Raw genomic sequence first — 22,548 nt, forward strand, 5'->3', positions numbered from 1 at the left:
CTGCGCTTAGTTACGCTTAAATACATTAATGAACAACGTTTAAACACCAATAGGCTAAGTAATGACAGACACTCAATCCTTTTCCAGCTTTAAACGCTTTTACCCTTATTACTTAAAAGAGCATCGTAATCAAACCTGTCGTAGATTGCACTTTATAGGCAGTAGTTTAGTACTGTTACTGACAGGCTATGCGTTTTTTAGCTCACAACTTATATTGTTATGGTTATTACCAGTGATTGGTTATGGCTTTGCGTGGGTTGGACATTTCTTTTTTGAAAAAAACCGCCCTGCTACATTTAAGCACCCGTTGTATAGTTTATGGGGCGATTGGGTAATGTTTAAAGATATACTCACAGGTAAAATCAAATGGTAAATGGCGACTTACGCTACAAGCTACTCAAATACTCCACCTGCCACTGTAAATAAATTGTAGATTGAATGTAATTCAATTGACCTTGGTTGTAAAAATGGTCTACCTTGACAACAGAAATTTCAATTAGTTCATTAATAATTGAATTACCTGTAGAGCATTGAATGAGGGAAACTAATCATGCAACTAAAACAGCTATTTACAGCAAAAAAAACCATAACACTCAGTGTTGCCGCAGCACTACTTGGATCGTGGTCGGTAAATGCCGCACAGCAAGAAACACAAGCAGAAGAAAATATTGAACAAATTAGTGTAATTGGCTCTCGCCGACTCGGCCGCACAGTTGAAGACAGCCCAGTTCCGATTGATATCATTAGCGGCGATGCCCTAAAAAGTTCAGGTCAAACTGAAACCAATGCACTACTGAGCACCTTATTACCAAGCTTTAATTTCCCTCAGCCATCAATCACCGATGGCAGCGACCATGTGCGCCCCGCTCAACTGCGTGGCTTAGCACCTGATCACACCTTAGTGCTCGTAAATGGTAAACGTCGCCATAGTAATGCACTGCTTAATTTAAATGGTTCAACCGGTCGTGGGTCATCATCGGTTGATTTAAACGCTATTCCAGCCAATGCCATTGAGCGAATAGAAGTATTGCGCGATGGTGCCGCTGCGCAATATGGCTCAGACGCCATTGCCGGTGTGATTAATATTGTCCTTAAAAGTAATAGCAGTGGCGGCAGCCTAGGTGCTGTATATGGAGCAAACATCACCGAAATGCAGGGTGTGCCTCAACTAGAATCCGTTTCTGAAGATGCCAATGGCAACTTAGCCTTTAATGAAGGCAGCGACCGTTCGCTGACCGACGGCCAAACCTTAACCCTGCAAGGTAATATGGGGTTTGAATTGGGCGATAACGGCTTTTTAAGTATTTCTACTGAATATCGCGACCGTAGCTCAACGAATCGCTCTGATTATGACCAGCGCGAAAATTACGCCCGCCTACCTGATGGCTCTCTTGATCCGCGTGAGTTCACATGGGATCGTTACAATCATAACTTTGGCAATGGCACCGTTGAAGACTTCGCGCTGTTTTATAATGCCGGTTATCAATTAACTAACGATGCCGAGCTTTACTCGTTTGGCTCTTACAGCAAGCGTGAAGGCGAAGGCGGAGGTTTTTATCGTCGCGCACAAGACAGCCGTAACGTAACAGATATTTATCCTGATGGCTTTTTACCGGTGATCACCTCAGATATTGACGATTTTTCGTTAGCACTTGGCGTAAAAGGTTTTGCTAATGAATGGAATTACGACGCTTCTGCTGTATACGGCCAAGATGCCTTTAACTTTGGTGTTATTGATAGCTTAAACACCTCATATGGACCTAGCAGTCAAACCAGTTTTGATGCCGGTACACTTACCTACGATCAGCTGACTATTAACCTTGATTTTAGCCGCGAGATTGATGCTGACTTTTTAGCTAGCGGAATTAACGTCGCAGTGGGTGCTGAGTATCGTCGTGAAGGCTACGAAATTCAGGCAGGCGAAGAAGCCTCATACGCACAAGGCACTTTTGGCCCTGGTGGCGCAGTAACCGACCCAGTTAATGGCCCATTTGGCTCTGCAGGTTCGCAAGTATTCCCAGGTTTCACACCTGAGTCTGCGGGTGATAACAGCCGCCATAATGTTAGCCTTTACGTTGATTTAGAAGCCTTTATTACAGATAACTGGAACGTTGCCGTCGCAGCGCGTTATGAAGACTACTCTGACTTTGGCGATACGCTTAATGGTAAAATTGCCACCCGTTATACGCTAACAGAAGATTTAGCATTACGCGGCTCTGTATCAACCGGCTTTAGAGCGCCCTCTCTGCAACAGCAATATTTTACTTCAGTGGCCACCGTGTTTGTTGATGGTATTCCAACACAAACAGGGACGTTTGCCCCAAGCAGTGATGTAGCCGTTGCATTGGGATCACCGGGCTTAGATGCAGAAGAAGCCACCAACTACGGGGTAGGTTTTACCTGGTCAACCGACTTTAATTTCAGCTTATCTGTGGATTATTACCAAATATTAATTGATGACCGTATTGTGTTATCAAATAACCTGTCGGGTGCAGGTGTAGCAAGCTTACTTGAGGGCACTGGAGCTAACCAAGGGCGGTTTTTCTTAAACGCGATTGATAGCAAAACCCGTGGCGTTGATGTGGTTGCCTCTTACAACCTAATGACCGAAAACTACGGTGATGTAGCGTTTAATTTAGGCTATAACTACGGCAAAAACGAAGTGACTAATATTATTGCCCCACCCGCTGAGCTACAAAGTGTAGGTGTTGAACAAGATAATTTGTTCTCGGGTAATGAACTGCGTCGTTTTGAAGTAAGTACCCCGCGTAATAAATACAACCTAAGCGCTACATGGACACTAAACGAATGGCGTACCACACTTCGCAGCACTCGCTATGGTGAAACACAAGACCCATCAGAAATTCCAGAGCGTAACGAAGTGCTCAAGCCAAAGTGGATCACCGACTTAGATGTTGCCTATGCACTTAATAACAACATTACTCTGAGCTTAGGCGCGAATAATGTGTTTGATGTATACCCAGATCCAACGCGTGATTTAGTGAGCGATGTAACCACTTTCTCTCGTTTGTTCTCTTACTCGGGCTTTTCGCCATTTGGTTTTAATGGCCGCTATGTTTACGGCAAAGTTGAAATGAAATTTTAAGCTGCAGCTAAAAACAAAAAGCCACACTATTTAGTGTGGCTTTTTAATAGATTAGGGTCTGTTGATCTTTCAAGGTTAAATTTGCAGCAGTCTGTTTGGTATTTAGGCAAGGCAGAGCCTATGTGGTGTGGTTATTCCCCATAAATAGGCGATAACGCAGCATCAATGCCAAACAGGCGCTGCCCGAAGGGTTCTGCCTAGGGACGATTTACTCTTTGTTGCTCGGTTTTTACTTAGCCCACTAGGTTACAAACCTCGCGCCGCGATTAAACCGCCCCTAGTTTGAACAAATTTTAATCCGCAAAGGTCAACAGACCCTAGAACCCGATTAGATTTTAGTTAACCAACCGTGTGTATCTTCACTTTTACCCCATTGAATATCGTTCAATGCTTGACGTAAACGTGCTGTTGTTGGTCCTGGTTCACCATTACCCACTTTGTATTCTTTATCGTTATGGATAAACGTACCTACTGGTGTTAATACTGCTGCAGTGCCTGAAAGTGCTGCCTCTGTACCTGGTTTTGCTGCACGCTCTAAAAGCTCAGTTACGGTAAAGTTACGCTCGCTTACCGTCATTCCTAAATCTTTCGCAATGGTTAAAATACTATTACGAGTAACACCATGTAAAAAGGTGCTGTCGAGTGCTTTAGTAATGATTTCGTTGCCATCAATTAATATGAAGTTGGCCGCACCGGTTTCTTGTACATCGCCGCCTGGGCAAAATAAAATTTGGTCGGCTTTATATTTAGTGCGCGCTGCTGATATTGGGCCTAATGCACTGGCGTAGTTGCCACCACTTTTAATCATACCCATATGCGGGGCACAGCGCATGCCGTCTTCTTCTAATAAAACACGTAGCGCGGTAGCACCACCTGAAAAGTAGTCACCCACTGGCGATAATAACGTATAAAGCAATGAACTCATTGAAGGCGCAGCCGCTTTGCCAATGGCAGCTTCAGTACCAATGTGGGTTGGGCGAATATACATAGAACCAGGAGGAAGCGGCGTTTCATCGGCGTATTCACGAACAATATCGATGATCATTGTTTTTAGCATCTCGCCATCAACCGCTGGTAAACTTAATAATTCAGAACTTTGCTGCATACGCGCAATATTTGCATCCATTCTAAAAATATTTACCGAACCATCTTCATGGCGAAAGGCTTTTAAACCTTCAAAACATGTACTTGAATAATGAAGAACGTGTGCACCTGCATGCAACTCAAGCTTATCGCAAGGAACAATTGAGCTTTCGCCCCACTGATTGTCAGAAAACTTAGCTTGAATCATCTGCGGCATAAACACAGTACCAAATGCGGCCATTTTTATTCTCTCTTGTGTGGTCTATTTTTCTCCATTGTATGACAACCCGCTACTATTTAACCATAGCAAAACAGGCTGTTTTTAAATTAATTAGACGAATTTTTTGCATGTACTGATGATTATTTAATCAAAAAAGCACTTGCTAACTCTTTAATGCAATAATCAGCTAACAATTTAAGGTTAGCTGATTATTTAATGCATACATTATAGTAGCGGCTATTTTATTAACCTCTATTTAAATGAATAACGAAATATACGTTTTAACACCGAGGTATATTGGTGAAAAAAACCGCCGGTGTTGTATGCAATGCCCTGCTTTTGTAAAGCAGCTTGCACTTGTGGTGCTATTTCTTGGTAGCGTGACGATGGCAAGTCTGGAAATAAATGGTGTTCAATTTGAAAACTTAAATGCCCCGTTAAAATATGAAACCAACGCGCCCCTTTAATGTTTGACGACCCAAGCGCTTGGCGATAATACCACTGACCTTGGCTTTCGTTTTCACAATCTTGCTCGTAAAAGGTATGCGTTTGCTCGGTAAAATGGCCACAAAAAATAATGGTTGATGTCCATAAATTACGAATTAGGTTCGCCAATAAGTTACCGCTTAGCACCCATAAAAACAGAGGCCCCGCTAAAAGTGGAAACAGCACATAGTCTTTAATTAATTGGCGCGCCCCTTTACTAAAAAAGCGTTTTTTTAACGTACTATGCGCTACAGCCCCTTTGCGGTTTGGCTTCTTTTTACCTATAAACACACGCTCACCCGCCAGCTCATGGTACGACACGCCCCACTGAAATAGCACACTTAAATTTAAATAGGTAATAAACTGCCAAGTATTTTTTAAACGCCATTTAAAGTCATTACTTAATCTTAATAAGCCATAACCAAAATCGCGGTCTTTGCCAATAATATTAGTGTAAGTATGGTGCTCAAAATTGTGTACTCGGTTCCAACTTTGGCCGTCGCAGGCTATATCCCACTCGTAGCTTTTAGAGTTAAGCTGTTTGTCGTTCATCCAATCGTATTGACCATGCATTACATTGTGGCCAATTTCCATGTTGTCGAGAATTTTAGCCAAAGCCAGTAATAACACACCCGCCACCCAAAGTAAGGGCTGAATAAAACCAAGCATTAATAAAATGCGCCCACCTATCTCGCACAGTCGCTGCTTGCGGACAATAGAGCGTATATAATTAGCATCCTTTTGCCCTACTTTGGCAAGCGTCGACATTTTTATGCCATCTAAATCTTCGGCTAATTGTTGATAATTTATGGTTGTCATAGCTGTAACTCCAAATCACTGACCGCTTGGCTAACACACAGTTGAATTAACTGCTCGCCGTTATCTGATAACTCACCGGTTTTTAAATTGCGCACCACGCCCGTTTTTTTAATGCACTGGCATTGATGACAAATACCAATCCCACACCCTCGCTGCACAGGTAGTTTTTTTGCCTCAAACTGAGTTAACAACACCTCATTCGCTGCTACGTCGTGGTGATCATTATTAATTTTTACAGTAAATTGACTGTCATCATTTAAGCTTGGCAATGCAAGGCCAAAGGCTTCTTGGTAATAGGTTAAATGATGCTGGTTTGCAAAATGTGCAATTTTTTGCATAAACGCTGCTGGCCCACAGCAGTAAATATCAGGATTGTCACCGATGTTTATATGCGTAGTTAATTGCGGGCTCTTATCACGAGTGAGTAACAAGTAAGAAAAATGCACATAACGCTCTGCTAATGCGGCAAGTTCTTCAACGCATTGGTGCTCATTAGCTTTTGCAAAATACAGTAATTTAATGGTGTGTTGAGTATTTGCTAATTGCTGGCTAAGCATTGCTAGCATAGGTGTAATACCCGAGCCACCAGCAACAAAGGTGCTGGCTTTATGCCAGCTTTTAAATACAAAGTCGCCACTTGGCGCAGAAATATTACACCACGACTGCGCTTTTAATGCGTTTTGCAACTGAGCTGTAAAACGTCCTTGCTCATTGGTTTTAATTAAAACTCGCAGCAATCCGGTTGTTTTGTATTGCGCGGGGCTGCAAGCAAGCGTAAATACACGGGTAAGTAAACGCCCGTTGAGCTCAAGCGTTAAACTAATATGCTGGCCCGCAATATGGGCGCGCCACTGTTTATTGGGTTTAAGCGTTACACTTAAAAACTGACCACTCAACGCGTGTACATCAACAATTTGCGCACGAAAAAAGCCGGCTCGCCATGCAGGTTTAACGACCTGTATTAAAGGCTCTATGTAAGCGGCAAAGCTTTGATGGTGTAAAAACCATTTTGAAAATTGGTCTAATACCGAAGTTAACATGGTGATTAATTCTCTACTTAAATCGACTACCCATCACTTTGTGTTAAGCGAATTCACGCAAACACATGTGCTGGGCTTTAAATATTTGAGCATACACGTGTAAGCTCAACTTTCAGCGCACAAGTGTACGCTCGAATTTTTAAATTTCAACCCCAATAGAGTAATTATTCAATTTTTTTAAAGCGGTATTTAATTCCTATACCCGCAAAGTTAGTTAAACACCTTAGGGACATAAACAAGCTCATAAAGCCTATAAACCAACATTAAAGCGGTTGAATAGTGTGCAATTTCATTCATCCCAAATACTTAACACTGTGATTAATAGCGTGCTAAGGTAGTTAAAATTTAGTTAATTTTGGAAGCCATTATGAACAAAGTAACAACGCGTAAAAAATTTTCTACACTCGCCACAGCCAGTTGTGTATTGGCATTTTCGGCGCTTACCAGCCTTAGTGCTCATGCAGTTGATTTTAAAGAACTGGATAAATTAGCGCTTAATGTAAAACCGGTCACTGTTGCCCAAGGGATTTCTATTCCCTGGGCTATTGAGGCTCTGCCAAACGGTGATTTATTAATAACCGAGCGCAGTGGCACCCTATATTTATTGCGTAAAAATACCACCAGCTTAACTAAAATTTTTGGGCTACCTAAAATTGATGCCAACGGCCAAGGCGGCCTACTTGATTTAGAGCTGCATCCTGATTTTGCTAATAATCAATGGCTGTATATCACTTACTCAAGCAGTGAAGGTGACGGTGCTGGCAGTAACACCGCACTTATGCGCGCAAAACTAAGTAACGATCGCAGCCAATTGCGCGAGCCACAACAATTATACAAAGGCGAGCATAACTCTAAAAAAGGCCAGCACTACGGCAGCCGCATTGTGTTTGATAACCAAAACTATGTGTATTTTTCGATTGGCGATCGCGGCTCGCGAGATATTAACCCACAAGATTTAAGCCGCGATGGTGGTAAAATTTATCGTTTACACGACGATGGTAAAATTCCAACCGACAACCCATTTGTAAACCAAAAAGACGCAAAATCAGCGATTTGGTCCTACGGGCATCGTAATCCACAAGGGATGTGGTTCGATGGTGAAAATAATGTATTTTGGGCACACGAACACGGCCCCCGTGGCGGCGATGAGCTTAATATGATTAAACCTAAAACTAACTACGGCTGGCCAGTGGTAAGCTATGGTATTAACTACAGTGGCACCTCGTTTACCGATTTAACCGAAAAATCAGGCATGCAAGCACCCACATTACAATGGACACCCTCTATTGCTCCTTCAGACATGCTGCTCGTAAAAGGTGACAAATATCCTGAGCTTAAAGGAAAATTTTTACTCGCTTCAATGAAATACGCGTTTATTAGCGTACTTGAAATAGCAGATGGCAATGTCGTTAAACAAAGTAAATTACTGGAAGGCATTGGTCGTATTCGCAGTCTAGCACAAAGTGATGATGGCACTATTTACTTAGGATTGGACGGCCAAGGCATTATGCGCCTTGACCCACAATAATCTTTTAATACGCTAATTACAGTAACAGCAAACTTTTTGCGTCTTCACTGCGTATTGTTACTGTAATTAGCTAATAAACAACGAGGGTGTTGATGTTTTCATTTTTAAAGCCAGATCCAATCAAAAAATTACGTAAAGAATACGACGCAAAATTAGAACAAGGCATGCAAGCGCAAAGAAAAGGCGATATAAAAAGCTACGCTATGTTAACCGACGAGGCTGAAAAAATTTGGAATGAAATAGAAGCGCTCGAAGCCAAAAAAGCCCAGTAAACATTTAACCAAATGAGTTTAAACCTATCCCCCGCATTAACAGTGCGGGGTTTGTATTTCCCAGACTAAATAACTTCGATAAACATTTATCCAACTAAGTAAAGTTAGATACACTTCTTATAAGTTCACTTTGCATTTCCCCCATCACGTTATTACAGCCCTATTGTTACGACACTCAAAAGCCATTTTATTTCTCGCATAATCAGTTGTTTACATTAAAGTTAATTAGTGGAATTATTAACCAATAATTACTTTCCTCTGTTTGAGGGATATCCACTTTTAGGTCACGGGGTATTTATGGAATTTAAGCAAGCACAAAAAGACATGGATCTCGCCTATTTTGGTGGCGCAACAGGTGTTGTTATTTCTGGGTTAGTTTGGTGTTTTGCTGGTTTAATTGCAGTACTGTATTCAACTAAAGCGAGTATGCTTACCCTGTTTATTGGTGGTATGTTTATACACCCGCTGGCTATGTTGCTATCAAAAGTACTTAAGCGCCCTGGACAACATGACTCCACAAACCCATTAGGCAAACTTGCTTTAGAAAGTACCGTTATTTTATTTGTTGGTTTTTTCCTCGCCTTCTATGTTTCTAAGCTGCATCTGCAATGGTTTTATCCAATAATGCTGTTGGCAATGGGTGTGCGTTATTTAATTTTTAATACTTTATATGGTGCAAAAGTTTATTGGCTTTTAGGTGCTGTGCTTATGCTAGCGGGAGTAGTTTGTATATTATTAAATGCTAACTTCGTCATTGGTGCTTTTGTTGGCGGCATAACAGAAGTTATATTTTCTATTGTGATCTTCAATAAATCAAAAGAGTCAGCAGTAAAAGCCTCGTAGCGAATTGTTATCTAAAAGGAAAGTTACAGATAAAGATACTCTTAGCTTAACACTATGCATCATTAACTTTAACGTCTCCATTATTTAAAAAATAGAAGTACACTGTCAGCACAAATTTAACTTAAATTTTTGCTAACAGTCCACTAATTCTCAGGCTATTTATATTCTACCTTGGCGGTTAAGCGATTAAATAAACTAGGGAAAAACCGTTTTATAAACGGTGCCCAGCCACTTAACCCTTGGCCAACCACTACTTCGTCTTTTTTATTGTAAATTGCGGTGATCATTTTCGATGCGGCTACATTTACATTCATACCATTTTCTATTGAAGGCTCAGGTTTGTTTTGTGCCTCTCCTTGCCCGTTCAATGAATTATGGGCAATCGCTGTTTTAATTGAGCCAGGGCAAATAGTTAAGCAATGTATATTGTGCTGCGCGACTTCGGCGCGTAAGCAATCCATAAAGCCTACTACAGCGTATTTACTGCCTGAATAACCCGTTCTAAACTTAGAGCCCACTTTGCCTGCCACGCTACTAATAGCCACTACAGAACCACTTTTTCGCGCCACCATTGAAGGTAGCACTGCTTTAGTGAGGGCAATTAAACCAAAGTAATTTACTTCCATGAGTTGGCGGTACACTTTAAAGTCATTTTCTAAAAATAAACTACGCTGTGATACGCCACCATTATTTATTAAAATATCAATTGGGCCTAAGCTATCTATTTGCGCTGATACATCCTGCAGTACAGTTTCGGGCTTTGATAAATCAAGGGGAAAAACACGATGCCCCTCGCCTTTTAACTCGTCTTTTACTTGGTTGAGTTTATCGATATTTCGCGCTGATAAAATAACCTTCGCACCTTGCTCTGCAAATTGTTTTGCAAGCTCTTCACCAATACCTGATGATGCACCGGTGATCCACACTGTTTTATTATTATAATCCATGGTTTACCTTATAGTCTTTGACTGATTATGCTTTAGTTGGGCCTGCTATTTCATTAACTTGCTGTTCTAAATTTTTATAAAAACCCATTAAAAATAACAGCTCTGCGGTGACATACAAAGGGCCAATAATTAAACCCACTAAATCATCAACAAAGGCGGGCTTTTTGCCTTCAAAATAATGACCAATAAACTGTAACACCCAGCCAAATACAAACACACCCACACCAATCGTCAGCCAAGATGTAAAGGGCATTGCGGCGATAGGCTGCGCTGCCACTAACAATAAAGTAAAAATGATGCCCATGATTAAACCTAGCGAAAAGCTCAGCATAAAATAGTAAACCACACTGGCAAGGACAAAAAGCTGCGCCCCATCGACATTAAAACTCCCTAGAGGAATTTCAACACGCGCTAGTAAGCACAATGCCGCAAATACAATCAGTGGAATACCAAAAAAGTGAGTTAATACGTTACGCTTTGAACGATGATACAAGCCATACTGGCCAAGTTGTTGTTGTAGAGTTTTCATCGGTTGATCCCGTTGTTATTTTTATAAGCAAAGTTCACCTTATAAAAAAGTGCGCACAATAACAACAAATACCGATGGTTATAAATTAAAAGGCTAACTAATGGCTCTATAATTGGGTATTGATGTAAACTATTTGAAATAAATGTTTAACTGTTGGCCTTTGTAATATAAGGAAATCATCATGTTATTAAAAGCCCTAGCCATAGGCTTATTACTTGCTTTAGGCGAGATAATTAATGGCAACATTCGGGTGCGAGTTCTGCATCGATTATATGGGCAACGACGCGCTAAAACACTTAGTTTACTCTCAGGCATCGCCATTATTTTTGCTATAACTTGGTTAGCCCTGCCATGGGTTGCCCCTACAAATTACCTAGATTGTTTTAAATTAGGCTTAATGTGGCTAATAATAATGCTTAGTTTAGATATTTTTGTGGGTAGGTATTTATTTAAATATAAGTGGCAGAGAATTTTTGATGACTTTAATCTCTTTAAAGGCAACTTGCTTAGTGTAGGCATGTTGATACTTTTTATATGCCCAAGCTTGGTTTTTTGGTTGCAGATGAAAGTTATGGTTTAGATCACTGCTCTAAAAGCGCAGCGTCTCTTCGCTCTCTTTGTGTATTAATCACTTAAAAATAATTTAAACTGATAGAAATGAATGAGGATAAAATGAGCAGGAAAAAATAAATTTATTTCAGCCGCTTACTCTAAAGTCGCAGCGTCTCTTCGCCCTCTTTGTAAATTGATCATAAAAAACAGTATGAGCTGAGAGAATTGAATGAGAAGCCATAAAAAATATGCTTTAGATCACTGCTCTAAAAGCGCAGCGTCTCATTGCCCTCTTTGTGCATAATTCTTAAAATCTATTTAAAATCAGAAGTAAATGAGCTTGCAACGTGTCGTTATCTAAGCTAACGCGGTTACAAGCTTGCCTTTTTCATGCGTAGGTTGCATGGCCATTCGATCAGTGCCTTTTTCGTATTCTTGCTCCAGCATTTTTTGTAACTCTGCAAGCTGCTCTTTAATGGTGTCTATATCAGCACCTTGCTCTTGAAGTTTTTCTGCCAATGCTTCGATTGCTGCTTTTAACTCAGCAATTTTTTCTTTATCAACTCCTAATCGTTGATAGATAAGCGCCTCTTGCGCATTTTCTAAAAAGCTTTTGTCTTGTGGCTTAGCGCTTGCGATTTGCGTTTGTTCGCTATCGCTGGTTTTAGCTGTTGCCGCAGGGCCAGAAGTTGCCGCTACTTCGTCAGCTTTTGCCGGTTTATTTATTGTACTAACATAAGTATTGTATTGATTTTTAAAGGTTATTGATGTCATCAGCTCAAATCCATTTTTGCGTTAAAATATCTATCTTTAACTATTTTCACTTAGATACTTGTATGTGAATGACTACAGCAACTTTAATACCAACTTATATTTGTTATTCGCTTCGCTTTAACTCTTTATTTTAAATTAAGCCCATTTAGCTCATTACGCACCCATTGCTTATCGAGATATTGCTCTAAATTCAGCTGGGCAAATTTTAAAAAGCTGCGCGCAGCATGAGAAATATGCCTGTCTGTGCGCACTACAAAATACCAATGGCTGGCTAAGCAGGTGTCGGTTACATTGAGCACTTTAAAACTGTTATCGCCTTTAGGTAATACATGATGGGAAAGCACCGCAATCCCCATTCCCGAGGAAACAGCAACCCGTATGGCTTCGTTACTGGCCATTTGCACACTATCACTAAGGACTAAACCACGGCTTTGTAATTCGCTTTCAAAAAGCATACGCGTAGCAGAGCCTGGCTCTCTTAATAAAAATCGATATGGCATTAAATCAGCTAATGTTAATGCTTTTACATCGGCAAGCGGATGATCAAGCGGCACAATAAAAACTAAGGGGTTATGTAAAAAACGCGCGGCTTGGGCATGTTCAAGTGATGGTGGGTGGCTAAACACATAAATGTCGTCTTCTCCACGCTCAAAACGCGCTAACACTGCAGAGCGGTTGCCAATTTCCAATGGCAGCTCTACATGGGGATGGGCATTACTGTAAGGCCCAAGTAACTTAGGCAAAATATATTGTGCAGTGTTTACCATGGCAATTTTACAGCGCCCGCGCTCCCCGCCTTTAAGCTCGGCTAAATAGTCTTGGTAATCATCAAAGTGCCCAAACACTTGCTCACAAGTTCTAAATAATTGTAAGCCAGCCTCGGTAACCTGTAATTTTTGCTGTTGCATAACAATTAAAGGCTCATTAACGGCTTCTTGTAAGCGCTTAATTTGCAAAGAAACGGTAGGCTGGGTTAAATGCAATTGCCGAGCTGTTTCGCTAATGGAGCCGGTTTTAACTACACTCATAAAGACTTCGAGTAGCCTAAATGATAGTTGCCTTATGTTCATTACTCACCTCATAGATTTTTATCTATAAGATACTATCATTCATTTTATTATTCACTATACAAAGATAGGCTTACAATAGCGCCGCTTAACAAATTGAGTAACTAATAACAAAAAGGAGAACAGTGTGCCTGATATCGTCGTAATGTTTTTTATTTTAGGATTAGTGGCGGGGATTTTACGTTCTGATTTAGCGATACCTAAAGCCACTTATGACACGCTAAGTCTATTGTTAATGCTCACCATAGGGTTAAAAGGTGGCATGGTGCTGCATGGAAATTTAAGCTGGCAGCTTCTTCCTGAAATGGCCTCGGTTATGTTACTCGGTGGCCTTATTCCCCTCACTCTTTACCCTATTTTAAAATATGTTGTTAGACTCAGTGTGGCTAATAGCGCCAGTATTGCCGCGCATTATGGCTCGGTAAGCGCAGGTACCTTTGCAGTTGCATTGGCTTATGCAGAGTCAGCTAAATTAGAGGTAGGTGCTGAGGTTACACTGTATTTAGTGATGCTCGAATTACCTGCCATTATTGTCGGTTTAATGCTGTATCGTAAACTCGATAAACAACATAGCCAAAGTAATACACTGTCACTCAAAGCGCTTTGGCACGAAACACTCACTAACAAAAGCGTGATTTTATTGGTAGGCGGTGTGATCATCGGAATGATGTATGGCACACAGCAAGGCAGTCAAGTAACCAGTCTTTTAACCAGTAGTTTTAAAGTAGTACTGGCATTGTTTTTACTTGAAATGGGTTTAGTGGCTGCGCAAACTCTGCGCCCATTTCCTTGGCAGCATTGGAGACTCGCTGCATTTGCTATTATTACTCCGCTATTTTTAGGTGCTATCGGCGTGGCTGTAGGCACACTATTAAAATTAGAATTAGGTTCGGTAGTGATACTCGGTAGCTTAGTGGCTAGTGCGTCTTATATTGCAGCCCCTGCGGCAATTAAAGCAGCCGTTCCCAAGGCTGATATTGGCCTAGCTATGCTCAGCTCTTTAGGGGTAACGTTTCCGTTTAATGTGATTGTTGGTATTGGTTTGTACCATAAGCTTGCGCTTGCCATGCACTAAAATAAACACCAATAAAGCCCAACATGGGCTTTTATTTTTTAACTATGCCCCACCATTACTAAGTTATTACCCTCTTTAAAAACTCAACAAATATAAAACAAAAACGCTAACTTATTTCTACAATCAGATTGCAATTAAGCGATTAGTTTACGTAAAAAAACATTTTAAAAATTATTTTGATTGAGCAATTAAAAAACACTTTACTTGGTATAAAAAGCAGCATAAATTCGCAGCCAAATTAATCTGCTTCAAATAATCGCGCCACTATCACACCTAAATCAGCAATTATTTAAACCCTTTTTATCGGAATAATCTAATGGTGGAACTTGCCGCTAATAGTAAATCAAATAATCCTTTAGCCCCTGTTATTGGTTTATCTTTTTTTGCTATTGCTTCGGGCTTTTTAATGAGCCTGATCCCGTTATCACTGAGTGCTTTTAAGTTAAGTATTGATCTTGCGCCTTGGCTTGCCAGCGTCTTTTATTTTGGTTTACTTATTGGCGCGCTGTGTATTGAGCGTGTGGTAGTAAAAATTGGCCACCGTATGGCATTTATCGCATTTTTAATGTTGCTGATCATCAGTGTTATTGCACAGATCATTTCCCCTACAGCCACAATGTGGTTAATTGCTCGCTTTGTTGCTGGTATTGCTGTTGCGGGAGTATTTGTAGTGGTTGAGTCGTGGTTGTTAATGGCGAATACACCTAAGGCGCGAGCTAAACGCTTAGGTTTATATATGACCTCTTTATATGGTGGCAGCGCTGTGGGGCAATTAGCAATCACACCGCTTGGCACTGAAGGTGCCGTACCGTATTTATTTGTCGTGGCCCTTTTGGCGTTGGCTATTTTAGCTCCATTATTAATTACAAAAGGCCAACCTAATGCTCAGCAATTACAAAAGCTGCCACTTAAAGAGTTAAAAACTCTCAGCCGCCCTGCTATTTTAGGCTGTTTAGTATCAGGATTATTACTAGGCCCTATTTACGGGTTATTACCAGTTTATATAGCCGCGCAAACTGATCAAGCCCAATATACCGGCTTACTTATGGCGGTGATTATTTTAGGTGGCATGCTGGTGCAACCTTTAGTGAGTTATTTATCAACCCGTATTATAAAAAGCTTACTTATGGCTATTTTTTGTTTTGTTGGTGCTGCCAGCGTAATGGGAATATTAAACGCACATAGCTTTGGCGGATTAGTTGTAAGTTACTTTGTATTAGGTGCGTGTAGTTTTGCACTTTATCCGATTGCAATTACTTTAGCGTGCGACTCCTTACCTATGGCAAAAATAGTGTCAGCAACTGAAATAATGCTGCTCAGCTACAGTGTCGGCTCTGTATTAGGCCCGTTGTTGGCAACGCATTTTTCTGATGCAAGCCATGGTGTGCTTATTTATTTAGGTGGTTGTTTAATTACCACCTGTATTTATATGCTCATAAAAAGTATGAAAAAAATACCCACAGGTAACACCCCTGTTGCAGGTTAACTAACGCGATAAACCGCTTAAGCTTATTCGTTTGCCACTAAGCGGTTTATACCTGCGCTACCACTTTAATAGCTATGTTTTTTAACTCTTTTAGCTCAATTTGATACTCGTTTATGAGCTCGTCAACAAAACAGCTGCGGTTGTTGTCATCACTTATGATAAACACCTTGTGTTTGGCACGAGTGAGCGCCACATAAAATAAGCGTCGCTCTTCGCTATGGGCATACAAATCTTTAGCGGGTAAGAGAGCTTCTAACATTGCAGGCGATGGCTTAGTGCTCGGAAATCCAAATTGCCCGCCATGCATACCTAATATAACTACATAATCGGCTTCTTTACCCTTTGAACCATGAAAGGTATCACACTCAATTTGTAATGAAGAAAAGGTGTGCTGCAAGGCGTTAATATCGGCTTTAGTAGGTAACTGAAAGCGATAGCGTGCCAGTAAATACACAACAGCGGGCTTATTTTTGTTGATAGTGTCGAGTAAATGGGCAAGTGCCCCATTATTTAGCTCAGCTATTTTTGTATTTTTGCTTGAGACAACATTCGCTGTTTTTAATACGCTAATAGCGGGCTTTGTCACTTGTGATAACGAGTTAATTTGCTTAGCTAACTGGGCAGGGCTTTTCATGATAAAACATGAAGCAACCTCACTAATTTTATTATTAAAACGAAACGTAACATCCAGTATGGTTTGTGTGGTAAAACCAAAATGTGCGGCAAATTCTGTGGTCAGGCGCATATCAGCACCACTAAAACGGTAAATAGCTTGCCAGTCATCCCCTACTACAAACAATGAGCTTCTAGGCTTACTATCGCGCAGCGCTTTAACCAGCGCCGCACGCGTAGGCGATATATCTTGAAATTCATCAACCATGATATAACGCCAAGGTGATATAAACTTTCCTGTATTAACATAATCGAGGGCTTTGAGGATCATATCGTCAAAGTCTATTTCACCTTGAGTATGTAAATAATGGTTATAGTTGGCTAATAATGGCTTTAATAATTTCCAAGCCTGCTGTATCTGCTTTGAATCGTTCTCAAGCGTTATATTTGCTGTTTTATACACGCTAATTAATTGACTAAATAAAGTCGCTAATTTGGTTAAATAACCGCCAGCTTTTATCTCTTTTAGAAGCGCTATATGATTAGGCTTTGCAGTGCTTAATTCAAACCCACTTTTAACGTCATTAAGATTGTTATTTATATAGTTTACCAATGCTTTAGCATACTGTGGCTTAGCATTAGCAAGCGATTCAAAACACCCTTCAACCCATTTTATTTTAGCTTTTTCGTTTTCAGCAAGTTTAGATATTTTAGGCGTTTTTCTCTCAACCTCACTAATAATTGTTAAACCTAAGCTGTGAAAAGTAGCGGTTTTTATAGCCTGTGTATTCAGCTTAGCTTTAATACGTTCGTCCATTTCACTGGCAGCTTGCTTACCATAGGCGAGTAATAAAATATCATCGTAATTAGCTTGCTCACTGTTAACTAAATAGCCCGCTCGCGCAACCATTACACTGGTTTTACCTGTGCCGGCACCGGCTAATACGAGGTTATTATCGTCATCGATGATGCATGCCCGTCTTTGCTTTTCAGTAAGTGGGTTTGCTTCAACGTTATCGAAAAAACCAGCATAACGCTGCAACTGGGTTTGTGTGTATTTATGCTGTAAAAAGCGAGTTAATGAATCGCTCCACTGACTATATTGTTCGAGCAGTTTTATTTGCGTGCTAACAACTGCCAATGCCTCACTCTTTTTTATCCAAGGTAACCAGCGGTTGTATTGTTGTTTAACGCGCTGTTTTATATCTGCCACATAGGATTGACGCAAAAATTGATGATGTGCAAATTGGTTAATATTTTCTAGCAGCTCATTTAATGGTTCAATATTATTATTGACCCATAGCTGATCCGTCTTGGCTTTAAGTATTCGGTGACTGCCATAAGCCCTCATCCACACTCGATACTGCCCAGACTGTGTTGAAAAACGTAGTGTTTGTCCAAGCACCCCATATTCATAACAAATAGGCGAGGTTAAATCGCACCAATTCAGTGTATCTGTGTGCTTTTTGTTGTTAATGACTAAACCTTGTTGATTAATATCAACAGCGAGGTGTGGGGTAAACAGGCGGCCAAATACGCTGGGGAAAATAGAATTCATTAACAGCAGAATTCCTTTATAAAAATGAACCAATTAACGCTATTTTAAGGTAATACGCGCTGTAAGGATAATAAATCTGGCGGTAAAATTTTCAACGCGTTAAAGTAGAACAAAAAACAACCAATCAATTTATCCATTTCCTTGGCATAACTCCCTATTGTGACTAATATTTACTCTACATACAGTGATTTAACAAGGATTGAAACATGCGAATTAACTCAATTAGAACCAAAGTTATTTTACCTATTGCTTTTTTAGCACTGATCCTTGCAGGTTTACTTATTTCAATTGCATCAATTACTTACATACAAGACAACGCGATGAAAAGGCAAACCGAAACCTTTTTTGAAGCCGTTACCGTTATTTTAAATGCTGACAGAGACATATACCAAGCACGTATTGCACTGGAAAATCTACTCAGTGCCACAGGCGATAATGAGACCAATAAAGCAGAGTTTTTAGAAAACGCTGAACAAGTCAAAGACCGCTTCAACAAATACTTAACGTACTTAAAAGATGAACAAGCACTATTGTCAAAACATGACTCTTTTTCTCGTTTTGAGCCTTTATACAATCAATGGCTAGACCACAGTAAAACGTTAATGGATTCCAGTCACTCACAAAGTAAAATGCAAAGTGATTTGAATCAAACTGAATCTGAATTTTTACAAATACGAGAAATGATGGATCAAGCAGGTGAAGAGCTTCGCATCCATACCAATAAACAGCAGCAAGATAAAGTCGGCTCAGAATTATTAAGTCGCTATGTAGAAGCAATGGCCGAGGTGCTCAATGCAGATAGAGATATATACCAAGCTCGACTAGCAAAACAAAAAATTGTAAACCAACATGGCGAATTGGCACAAAACCAAAAACTATTTGAAGAAAATGCAGCTCAGGTTATTCGTCGTTTTAATAGTTACCGCAGCTACTTAATTGATGAGCCACAACTGACACAAAAATACGCTAATTTTGATCAACTTTATCAACAGTGGTACGAGAAAGGAAAAGCGTTAGTTTACTCAAGTTCGGCTAATCAAATAGCCTTAATTGATGATAATTTAGCGCAAGCAGATAAAAGCTTTAATGAATTGAGAGAAATACTTGATATAGCGGGCGAAGAAGCGCGAACCTATGCCCGAAAAGTAAAACATGAAGTGCAAGCTAGCATTCAACTTTTTGAAAAAATTGTGTTTGTTATCATTATTATTGCCTTTATTGTTGCTTTAGCTGTGGGTTATTACATCCCTAAAAAACTCACCGACAATATAAATAATATTACTCTACGAATCCAAGAAATTGCCGCTGGTGATGGTGATTTAACGCAAAGAATTAATACTACATCACATGACGAGCTCGGTGAGCTGAGTAATGAGTTTGATAACTTTTTAGCGCACCTGCAGCAAATAATAAAAAACATTCAGCAGCAATCCATTCAACTAGGTACTGTGACCGGCGATCTTAATAATGTCTCTGATACCGCGATGGACGTGACCCAGCAACTTGCTAATGCGTCTGACTCTATTGTAAGCGCTGGTCATGAAATGGATATGGCAAACCAGCAAATGGCTGAGCTGGCTAAAAATACCGCCCACGAAGCTGATATTTCTAGCGAGCAGGTACAGCAAGGAGTTCAAGCCATTGATGTATCGAGTCAAGCAATTGAAGATTTAATCAATGATATTCAATCGGCTTTATCAAATTCTATTGAATTAGAAAGCAGCTCAACCGATATTACGTCTGTACTTGAGGTCATTAGAAATATTGCCGAACAAACTAACTTATTAGCGTTAAATGCCGCGATTGAGGCTGCCAGAGCTGGCGAGCAAGGCCGAGGGTTTGCCGTTGTCGCTGATGAGGTTAGAACGTTGGCTACTCGCACACAACAAAGCACCGATGAAATAGATACGATGATCCAACGCTTAAATAACAATGTAAAAGCGTCATCATATTCTATTAAAAACAGTCAAACAAATGCTAATGCCACACTCAGTAATTTTGATGCCGTTATTAGTATTTTTAGCAACCTAACTCACGCCTTTGAAAAAGTGCAGCAAATGTCGGCCGAAACCGCACAAGCAACACAAGAACAATCTCATGTAGCAAACGAGATTAATAGAAATTTGGTATCGTTAAAAGAACAGTCAGCACAAATGAAACAAATCTCTGAGCAAACAACACTGCAGTCAAAAAATGTATCAGCGCTTTACAAGCAAATGAAATCGCAGGTAGATAGCTTTAAAGTATAGTGCTGTAAGTTTGTAAAGCAATGGCGCAGTGTTTACTGCGCCGTTAAGATAAACCCAACTAAGCCGAATAGCCTAGGCTAGTGTATCAATAATAATTATTTCACACTCTGTTGTTGCAGTTAGCGTGATAAAATCAGCATGAGTGACCTCAGCACCATCCCCTTTGTTCATGGTAATTACACTGTTTTTGTCATCTACAGTAAATGCACCAACAGATGCAAGTACATAAGCTTGATGATCAATACGCTGAGTGATGGTGGTACCTTTTGCAATCTTTCCACCATAAATGCGTGCTTGTTGATTGATAAATAAGGTGTTACCCGCATCTTCTGCATAACCCGACACTAAAAGCGTAAGCTCGTTAGCTACGTCGGTCGGAAATTTTTTACTTTCCCAACGCGGCGGCACATCTTGTTTATTACTTTGAATCCAAATTTGATAAAAAGTAAGTGGCTCATTGGTACGATTATACTCAGAATGCACAATACCTCTGCCTGCACTCATTACCTGCACTTCACCTTGCTCGGTTATGCCTTTATTACCCATACTATCTTGATGAGTAATGGCACCACTGCGTATGAAACTAATAATTTCCATATTTTTGTGTGGATGCGCTCCAAATCCCATTTCAGGTGCAACCCAATCATCATTAACAACGCGTAGTGTACCAAAGCCCATACGTGCCGGATTATAGTAATGTGCAAAACTAAAATGATGTTTAGATTTAAGCCAACCGTGATCGGCACTGCCTAAACTATTCTTTGGATAATGATTGATCATGGTCTTTCCTCAAAAAGAATAAACATTAATTAATATGGACGTTCACGGTCGTGTGGAGCATCAAAATGATGCTTTGCACCCAGCGGTACTATTTGTGTTGGATTAATCGTTAAGTGGCTTACATAGTAATGCACCTTTGTGTACTCTAAATCGACTGTTTGTTTAACACCCGGTACTTGGTACAGCTCGTTAACGTAATTGCTAATATGGTGAAACTCGCTTAATTTTTGACGGTTACACTTAAAATGCCCGTGATACACCGCATCAAAGCGAATAAGGGTTGTAAATAAACGCCAATCAGCTTCTGTAATAACATCACCAACGAGATAGCGCTGCTTAGCTAAACGCGCTTCTAGCCAGTCTAAACTATCAAATAGTGCGGTGTAAGCCTCGTTGTAAGCTTCTTGTGTAGTAGCAAAACCGGCTTTATATACGCCGTTATTAATGGTGTTATAGACACGGTTATTCAGGGCTTCGATTTCTTCACGAAGTGGCTCTGGATAATAATCATCAGTATTGCCAGTGAGCTCATTAAACGCACTATTAAGCATACGAATGATCTCTATTGATTCATTATTTACAATAGTTTGCGTTTTTTTATCCCATAAAATCGGCACAGTAACCCGCCCTTCATAACTAGGATCGGCTTTTAAATACAATTGATAGGCGTAATCTAAGTTATAAAGTGGATCGCCCTGCTCGCCAAATTCCCAGCCGTTTTCCATCATGGGCGCTTCAACAATACTCATAGAAATAATGTCTTCGAGCTGCTTTAATTTACGAAAAATAATCGTTCTGTGCGCCCATGGGCACGCCAGCGATACATATAAATGATAACGCCCCGCCTCAGGGGTAAATTTGCTTTGTGGCGCTGATGAAATAGTATCCCTAAAACGGCTGTCTTGGCGTACAAATTTACCGTCGCTTTTTTCGGTGTCGTACCATTTATCGACCCATTCACCGTTAACAAGTAATCCCATGTCCGTCTCCTAAGTATGTAGAATGTGCCAACCTTACGTAGATTGGCAGCTTAAAGTTCAATCAGTTATGTGATCAGCTTATTGGTTTAATTTGTTATGAATTTTTCCATCAAGGGATAGCTTTCCAGCCCCTTGAATAAATAAGGCCAAGGTAATTGCCAACAACGATAAACCAAACTCGTAACCGTTGTTGCTCATAAATAAGCCGTTATCTATATGTACGGTAAAAATAGCAACCACCATAGTGATAGCCAGTACAAAACTCGCAGGACGCACCAGCAAACCAACGATGAGTAGTAATCCACCAAAAAATTCAGCGCCACCCGCCATTAATGCCATTAAATAGCCCGGTGCTAAGCCAATCGACTCCATCCATTGCCCTGTGCCTTCCAAGCCATAGCCACCAAACCACGCAAACAGTTTTTGTGCCCCATGAGCACTAAACACTAATCCTGCAATAAGCCTTAATGGTAGTGTTGCAAAAGACTGTTCAGTTTTTGTGATGGTAGCTGTGATATTTTTAATCGTCATAATGTTTACCT

General features: G+C 40.3%; 20 protein-coding genes. 9 read left to right on the forward strand and 11 right to left on the reverse strand.

Features of this window, described 5'->3' with window-relative positions; translation table 11 throughout:
• The first annotated feature begins 61 nt into the window (after positions 1 to 61).
• Both A9479_RS01725 and A9479_RS01730 read left to right on the forward strand, forming a co-directional pair.
• Positions 62 to 373 (forward strand): DUF962 domain-containing protein, encoded by a 312-nt coding sequence (locus A9479_RS01725; RefSeq protein ID WP_064662536.1) that lies wholly within the window; start codon positions 62 to 64, stop codon positions 371 to 373.
• A 177-nt stretch (positions 374 to 550) separates the two neighbouring features.
• Positions 551 to 3,106, forward strand: a complete 2,556-nt coding sequence (locus A9479_RS01730) for a TonB-dependent siderophore receptor (protein ID WP_064662537.1) — start codon at positions 551 to 553, stop codon at positions 3,104 to 3,106.
• Between the two features lie 328 nt (positions 3,107 to 3,434).
• On the opposite strand, the gene A9479_RS01735 is transcribed toward A9479_RS01730, so the two are convergent.
• From A9479_RS01735 to A9479_RS01745, 3 genes are all read right to left on the reverse strand, one after another.
• Complete coding sequence (locus A9479_RS01735) at positions 3,435 to 4,436, reverse strand: branched-chain amino acid aminotransferase (RefSeq protein ID WP_288369064.1); 1,002 nt, start codon at positions 4,434 to 4,436, stop codon at positions 3,435 to 3,437.
• Between the two features lie 225 nt (positions 4,437 to 4,661).
• Positions 4,662 to 5,714 carry an acyl-CoA desaturase gene (locus A9479_RS01740; RefSeq protein ID WP_064662538.1) on the reverse strand — a complete coding sequence of 351 codons (1,053 nt, stop codon included), beginning with the start codon at positions 5,712 to 5,714 and terminating at the stop codon, positions 4,662 to 4,664.
• Positions 5,711 to 6,754 carry a flavin reductase family protein gene (locus A9479_RS01745; RefSeq protein ID WP_064662539.1) on the reverse strand — a complete coding sequence of 348 codons (1,044 nt, stop codon included), beginning with the start codon at positions 6,752 to 6,754 and terminating at the stop codon, positions 5,711 to 5,713. Before A9479_RS01745 ends, A9479_RS01740 begins: the two co-directional genes overlap by 4 nt.
• Before the next feature lie 367 nt (positions 6,755 to 7,121).
• On the opposite strand from A9479_RS01745, the gene A9479_RS01750 reads away from it, so the two are divergent.
• From A9479_RS01750 to A9479_RS01760, 3 genes are all read left to right on the forward strand, one after another.
• Complete coding sequence (locus A9479_RS01750) at positions 7,122 to 8,282, forward strand: PQQ-dependent sugar dehydrogenase (RefSeq protein ID WP_064662540.1); 1,161 nt, start codon at positions 7,122 to 7,124, stop codon at positions 8,280 to 8,282.
• Between the two features lie 92 nt (positions 8,283 to 8,374).
• Positions 8,375 to 8,554: a DUF6435 family protein gene (locus tag A9479_RS01755; protein WP_024603117.1), complete on the forward strand. Its 180-nt coding sequence runs from the start codon at positions 8,375 to 8,377 to the stop codon at positions 8,552 to 8,554.
• Between the two features lie 297 nt (positions 8,555 to 8,851).
• Entirely contained in the window at positions 8,852 to 9,397 is a 546-nt protein-coding gene (locus A9479_RS01760) for a hypothetical protein (protein ID WP_024603118.1), read from the forward strand.
• A 155-nt stretch (positions 9,398 to 9,552) separates the two neighbouring features.
• Here A9479_RS01760 and A9479_RS01765 read toward each other — a convergent pair whose 3' ends face one another.
• Positions 9,553 to 10,344: an SDR family oxidoreductase gene (locus A9479_RS01765; protein ID WP_064662541.1), complete on the reverse strand. Its 792-nt coding sequence runs from the start codon at positions 10,342 to 10,344 to the stop codon at positions 9,553 to 9,555.
• A 25-nt stretch (positions 10,345 to 10,369) separates the two neighbouring features.
• Positions 10,370 to 10,873, reverse strand: coding sequence for a DUF962 domain-containing protein (locus tag A9479_RS01770; RefSeq protein ID WP_013465113.1), 504 nt, complete (start codon positions 10,871 to 10,873; stop codon positions 10,370 to 10,372).
• A gap of 181 nt (positions 10,874 to 11,054) precedes the next feature.
• Here A9479_RS01770 and A9479_RS01775 point away from each other — a divergent pair, with 181 nt between their 5' ends.
• Entirely contained in the window at positions 11,055 to 11,453 is a 399-nt protein-coding gene (locus A9479_RS01775) for a hypothetical protein (RefSeq protein WP_064662542.1), read from the forward strand.
• Between the two features lie 329 nt (positions 11,454 to 11,782).
• On the opposite strand, the gene A9479_RS01780 is transcribed toward A9479_RS01775, so the two are convergent.
• Together A9479_RS01780 and A9479_RS01785 are read right to left on the reverse strand one after the other, a co-directional pair.
• Positions 11,783 to 12,199, reverse strand: coding sequence for a hypothetical protein (locus A9479_RS01780; RefSeq protein WP_064662543.1), 417 nt, complete (start codon positions 12,197 to 12,199; stop codon positions 11,783 to 11,785).
• Positions 12,200 to 12,324: 125 nt separating this feature from the next.
• Positions 12,325 to 13,269 carry a LysR family transcriptional regulator gene (locus A9479_RS01785; protein WP_024603121.1) on the reverse strand — a complete coding sequence of 315 codons (945 nt, stop codon included), beginning with the start codon at positions 13,267 to 13,269 and terminating at the stop codon, positions 12,325 to 12,327.
• 124 nt (positions 13,270 to 13,393) lie between these two features.
• Here A9479_RS01785 and A9479_RS01790 point away from each other — a divergent pair, with 124 nt between their 5' ends.
• Both A9479_RS01790 and A9479_RS01795 read left to right on the forward strand, forming a co-directional pair.
• The gene (locus A9479_RS01790; protein ID WP_058154774.1) at positions 13,394 to 14,341 is read left to right on the forward strand and encodes a sodium-dependent bicarbonate transport family permease; all 948 of its coding nucleotides are present in this window, start codon (positions 13,394 to 13,396) and stop codon (positions 14,339 to 14,341) included.
• A gap of 316 nt (positions 14,342 to 14,657) precedes the next feature.
• The gene (locus A9479_RS01795) at positions 14,658 to 15,827 is read left to right on the forward strand and encodes an MFS transporter (RefSeq protein WP_036954465.1); all 1,170 of its coding nucleotides are present in this window, start codon (positions 14,658 to 14,660) and stop codon (positions 15,825 to 15,827) included.
• A gap of 46 nt (positions 15,828 to 15,873) precedes the next feature.
• Here the strand turns inward: A9479_RS01795 and helD are convergent, their stop codons facing one another.
• A complete protein-coding gene (helD, locus tag A9479_RS01800) occupies positions 15,874 to 17,997 on the reverse strand; it encodes a DNA helicase IV (protein WP_064662544.1) in 2,124 nt (707 codons plus the stop codon).
• Between the two features lie 206 nt (positions 17,998 to 18,203).
• On the opposite strand from helD, the gene A9479_RS01805 reads away from it, so the two are divergent.
• A complete protein-coding gene (locus A9479_RS01805; protein ID WP_064662545.1) occupies positions 18,204 to 20,246 on the forward strand; it encodes a methyl-accepting chemotaxis protein in 2,043 nt (680 codons plus the stop codon).
• A 72-nt stretch (positions 20,247 to 20,318) separates the two neighbouring features.
• On the opposite strand, the gene A9479_RS01810 is transcribed toward A9479_RS01805, so the two are convergent.
• The 3 genes from A9479_RS01810 to A9479_RS01820 form a co-directional block, all read right to left on the reverse strand.
• Positions 20,319 to 21,026, reverse strand: a complete 708-nt coding sequence (locus A9479_RS01810; protein ID WP_064662546.1) for a pirin-like bicupin family protein — start codon at positions 21,024 to 21,026, stop codon at positions 20,319 to 20,321.
• Positions 21,027 to 21,055: 29 nt separating this feature from the next.
• The gene (locus A9479_RS01815) at positions 21,056 to 22,006 is read right to left on the reverse strand and encodes a glutathione S-transferase family protein (protein WP_064662547.1); all 951 of its coding nucleotides are present in this window, start codon (positions 22,004 to 22,006) and stop codon (positions 21,056 to 21,058) included.
• Positions 22,007 to 22,084: 78 nt separating this feature from the next.
• Positions 22,085 to 22,537 (reverse strand): DoxX family protein, encoded by a 453-nt coding sequence (locus A9479_RS01820; protein WP_064662548.1) that lies wholly within the window; start codon positions 22,535 to 22,537, stop codon positions 22,085 to 22,087.
• Positions 22,538 to 22,548: the final 11 nt, after the last annotated feature.

Origin of the sequence: Pseudoalteromonas sp. MQS005 (assembly GCF_001661605.1) — a bacterium.
Taxonomy (GTDB): Bacteria; Pseudomonadota; Gammaproteobacteria; order Enterobacterales; family Alteromonadaceae; genus Pseudoalteromonas; species Pseudoalteromonas tetraodonis.

Excerpts from the sequence above, each read along its gene's own strand:
- A9479_RS01725 (WP_064662536.1), top strand. The coding sequence starts at position 62 with ATGACAGACACTCAATCCTTTTCCAGCTTTAAACGCTTTTACCCTTAT.
- A9479_RS01730 (WP_064662537.1), top strand. The coding sequence starts at position 551 with ATGCAACTAAAACAGCTATTTACAGCAAAAAAAACCATAACACTCAGT.
- A9479_RS01740 (WP_064662538.1), bottom strand. The coding sequence starts at position 5,714 with ATGACAACCATAAATTATCAACAATTAGCCGAAGATTTAGATGGCATA.
- A9479_RS01745 (WP_064662539.1), bottom strand. The coding sequence starts at position 6,754 with ATGTTAACTTCGGTATTAGACCAATTTTCAAAATGGTTTTTACACCAT.
- A9479_RS01750 (WP_064662540.1), top strand. The coding sequence starts at position 7,122 with ATGAACAAAGTAACAACGCGTAAAAAATTTTCTACACTCGCCACAGCC.
- A9479_RS01755 (WP_024603117.1), top strand. The coding sequence starts at position 8,375 with ATGTTTTCATTTTTAAAGCCAGATCCAATCAAAAAATTACGTAAAGAA.
- A9479_RS01760 (WP_024603118.1), top strand. The coding sequence starts at position 8,852 with ATGGAATTTAAGCAAGCACAAAAAGACATGGATCTCGCCTATTTTGGT.
- A9479_RS01765 (WP_064662541.1), bottom strand. The coding sequence starts at position 10,344 with ATGGATTATAATAATAAAACAGTGTGGATCACCGGTGCATCATCAGGT.
- A9479_RS01770 (WP_013465113.1), bottom strand. The coding sequence starts at position 10,873 with ATGAAAACTCTACAACAACAACTTGGCCAGTATGGCTTGTATCATCGT.
- A9479_RS01775 (WP_064662542.1), top strand. The coding sequence starts at position 11,055 with ATGTTATTAAAAGCCCTAGCCATAGGCTTATTACTTGCTTTAGGCGAG.
- A9479_RS01780 (WP_064662543.1), bottom strand. The coding sequence starts at position 12,199 with ATGACATCAATAACCTTTAAAAATCAATACAATACTTATGTTAGTACA.
- A9479_RS01785 (WP_024603121.1), bottom strand. The coding sequence starts at position 13,269 with ATGAACATAAGGCAACTATCATTTAGGCTACTCGAAGTCTTTATGAGT.
- A9479_RS01795 (WP_036954465.1), top strand. The coding sequence starts at position 14,658 with ATGGTGGAACTTGCCGCTAATAGTAAATCAAATAATCCTTTAGCCCCT.
- helD (WP_064662544.1), bottom strand. The coding sequence starts at position 17,997 with ATGAATTCTATTTTCCCCAGCGTATTTGGCCGCCTGTTTACCCCACAC.
- A9479_RS01805 (WP_064662545.1), top strand. The coding sequence starts at position 18,204 with ATGCGAATTAACTCAATTAGAACCAAAGTTATTTTACCTATTGCTTTT.
- A9479_RS01810 (WP_064662546.1), bottom strand. The coding sequence starts at position 21,026 with ATGATCAATCATTATCCAAAGAATAGTTTAGGCAGTGCCGATCACGGT.
- A9479_RS01815 (WP_064662547.1), bottom strand. The coding sequence starts at position 22,006 with ATGGGATTACTTGTTAACGGTGAATGGGTCGATAAATGGTACGACACC.
- A9479_RS01820 (WP_064662548.1), bottom strand. The coding sequence starts at position 22,537 with ATGACGATTAAAAATATCACAGCTACCATCACAAAAACTGAACAGTCT.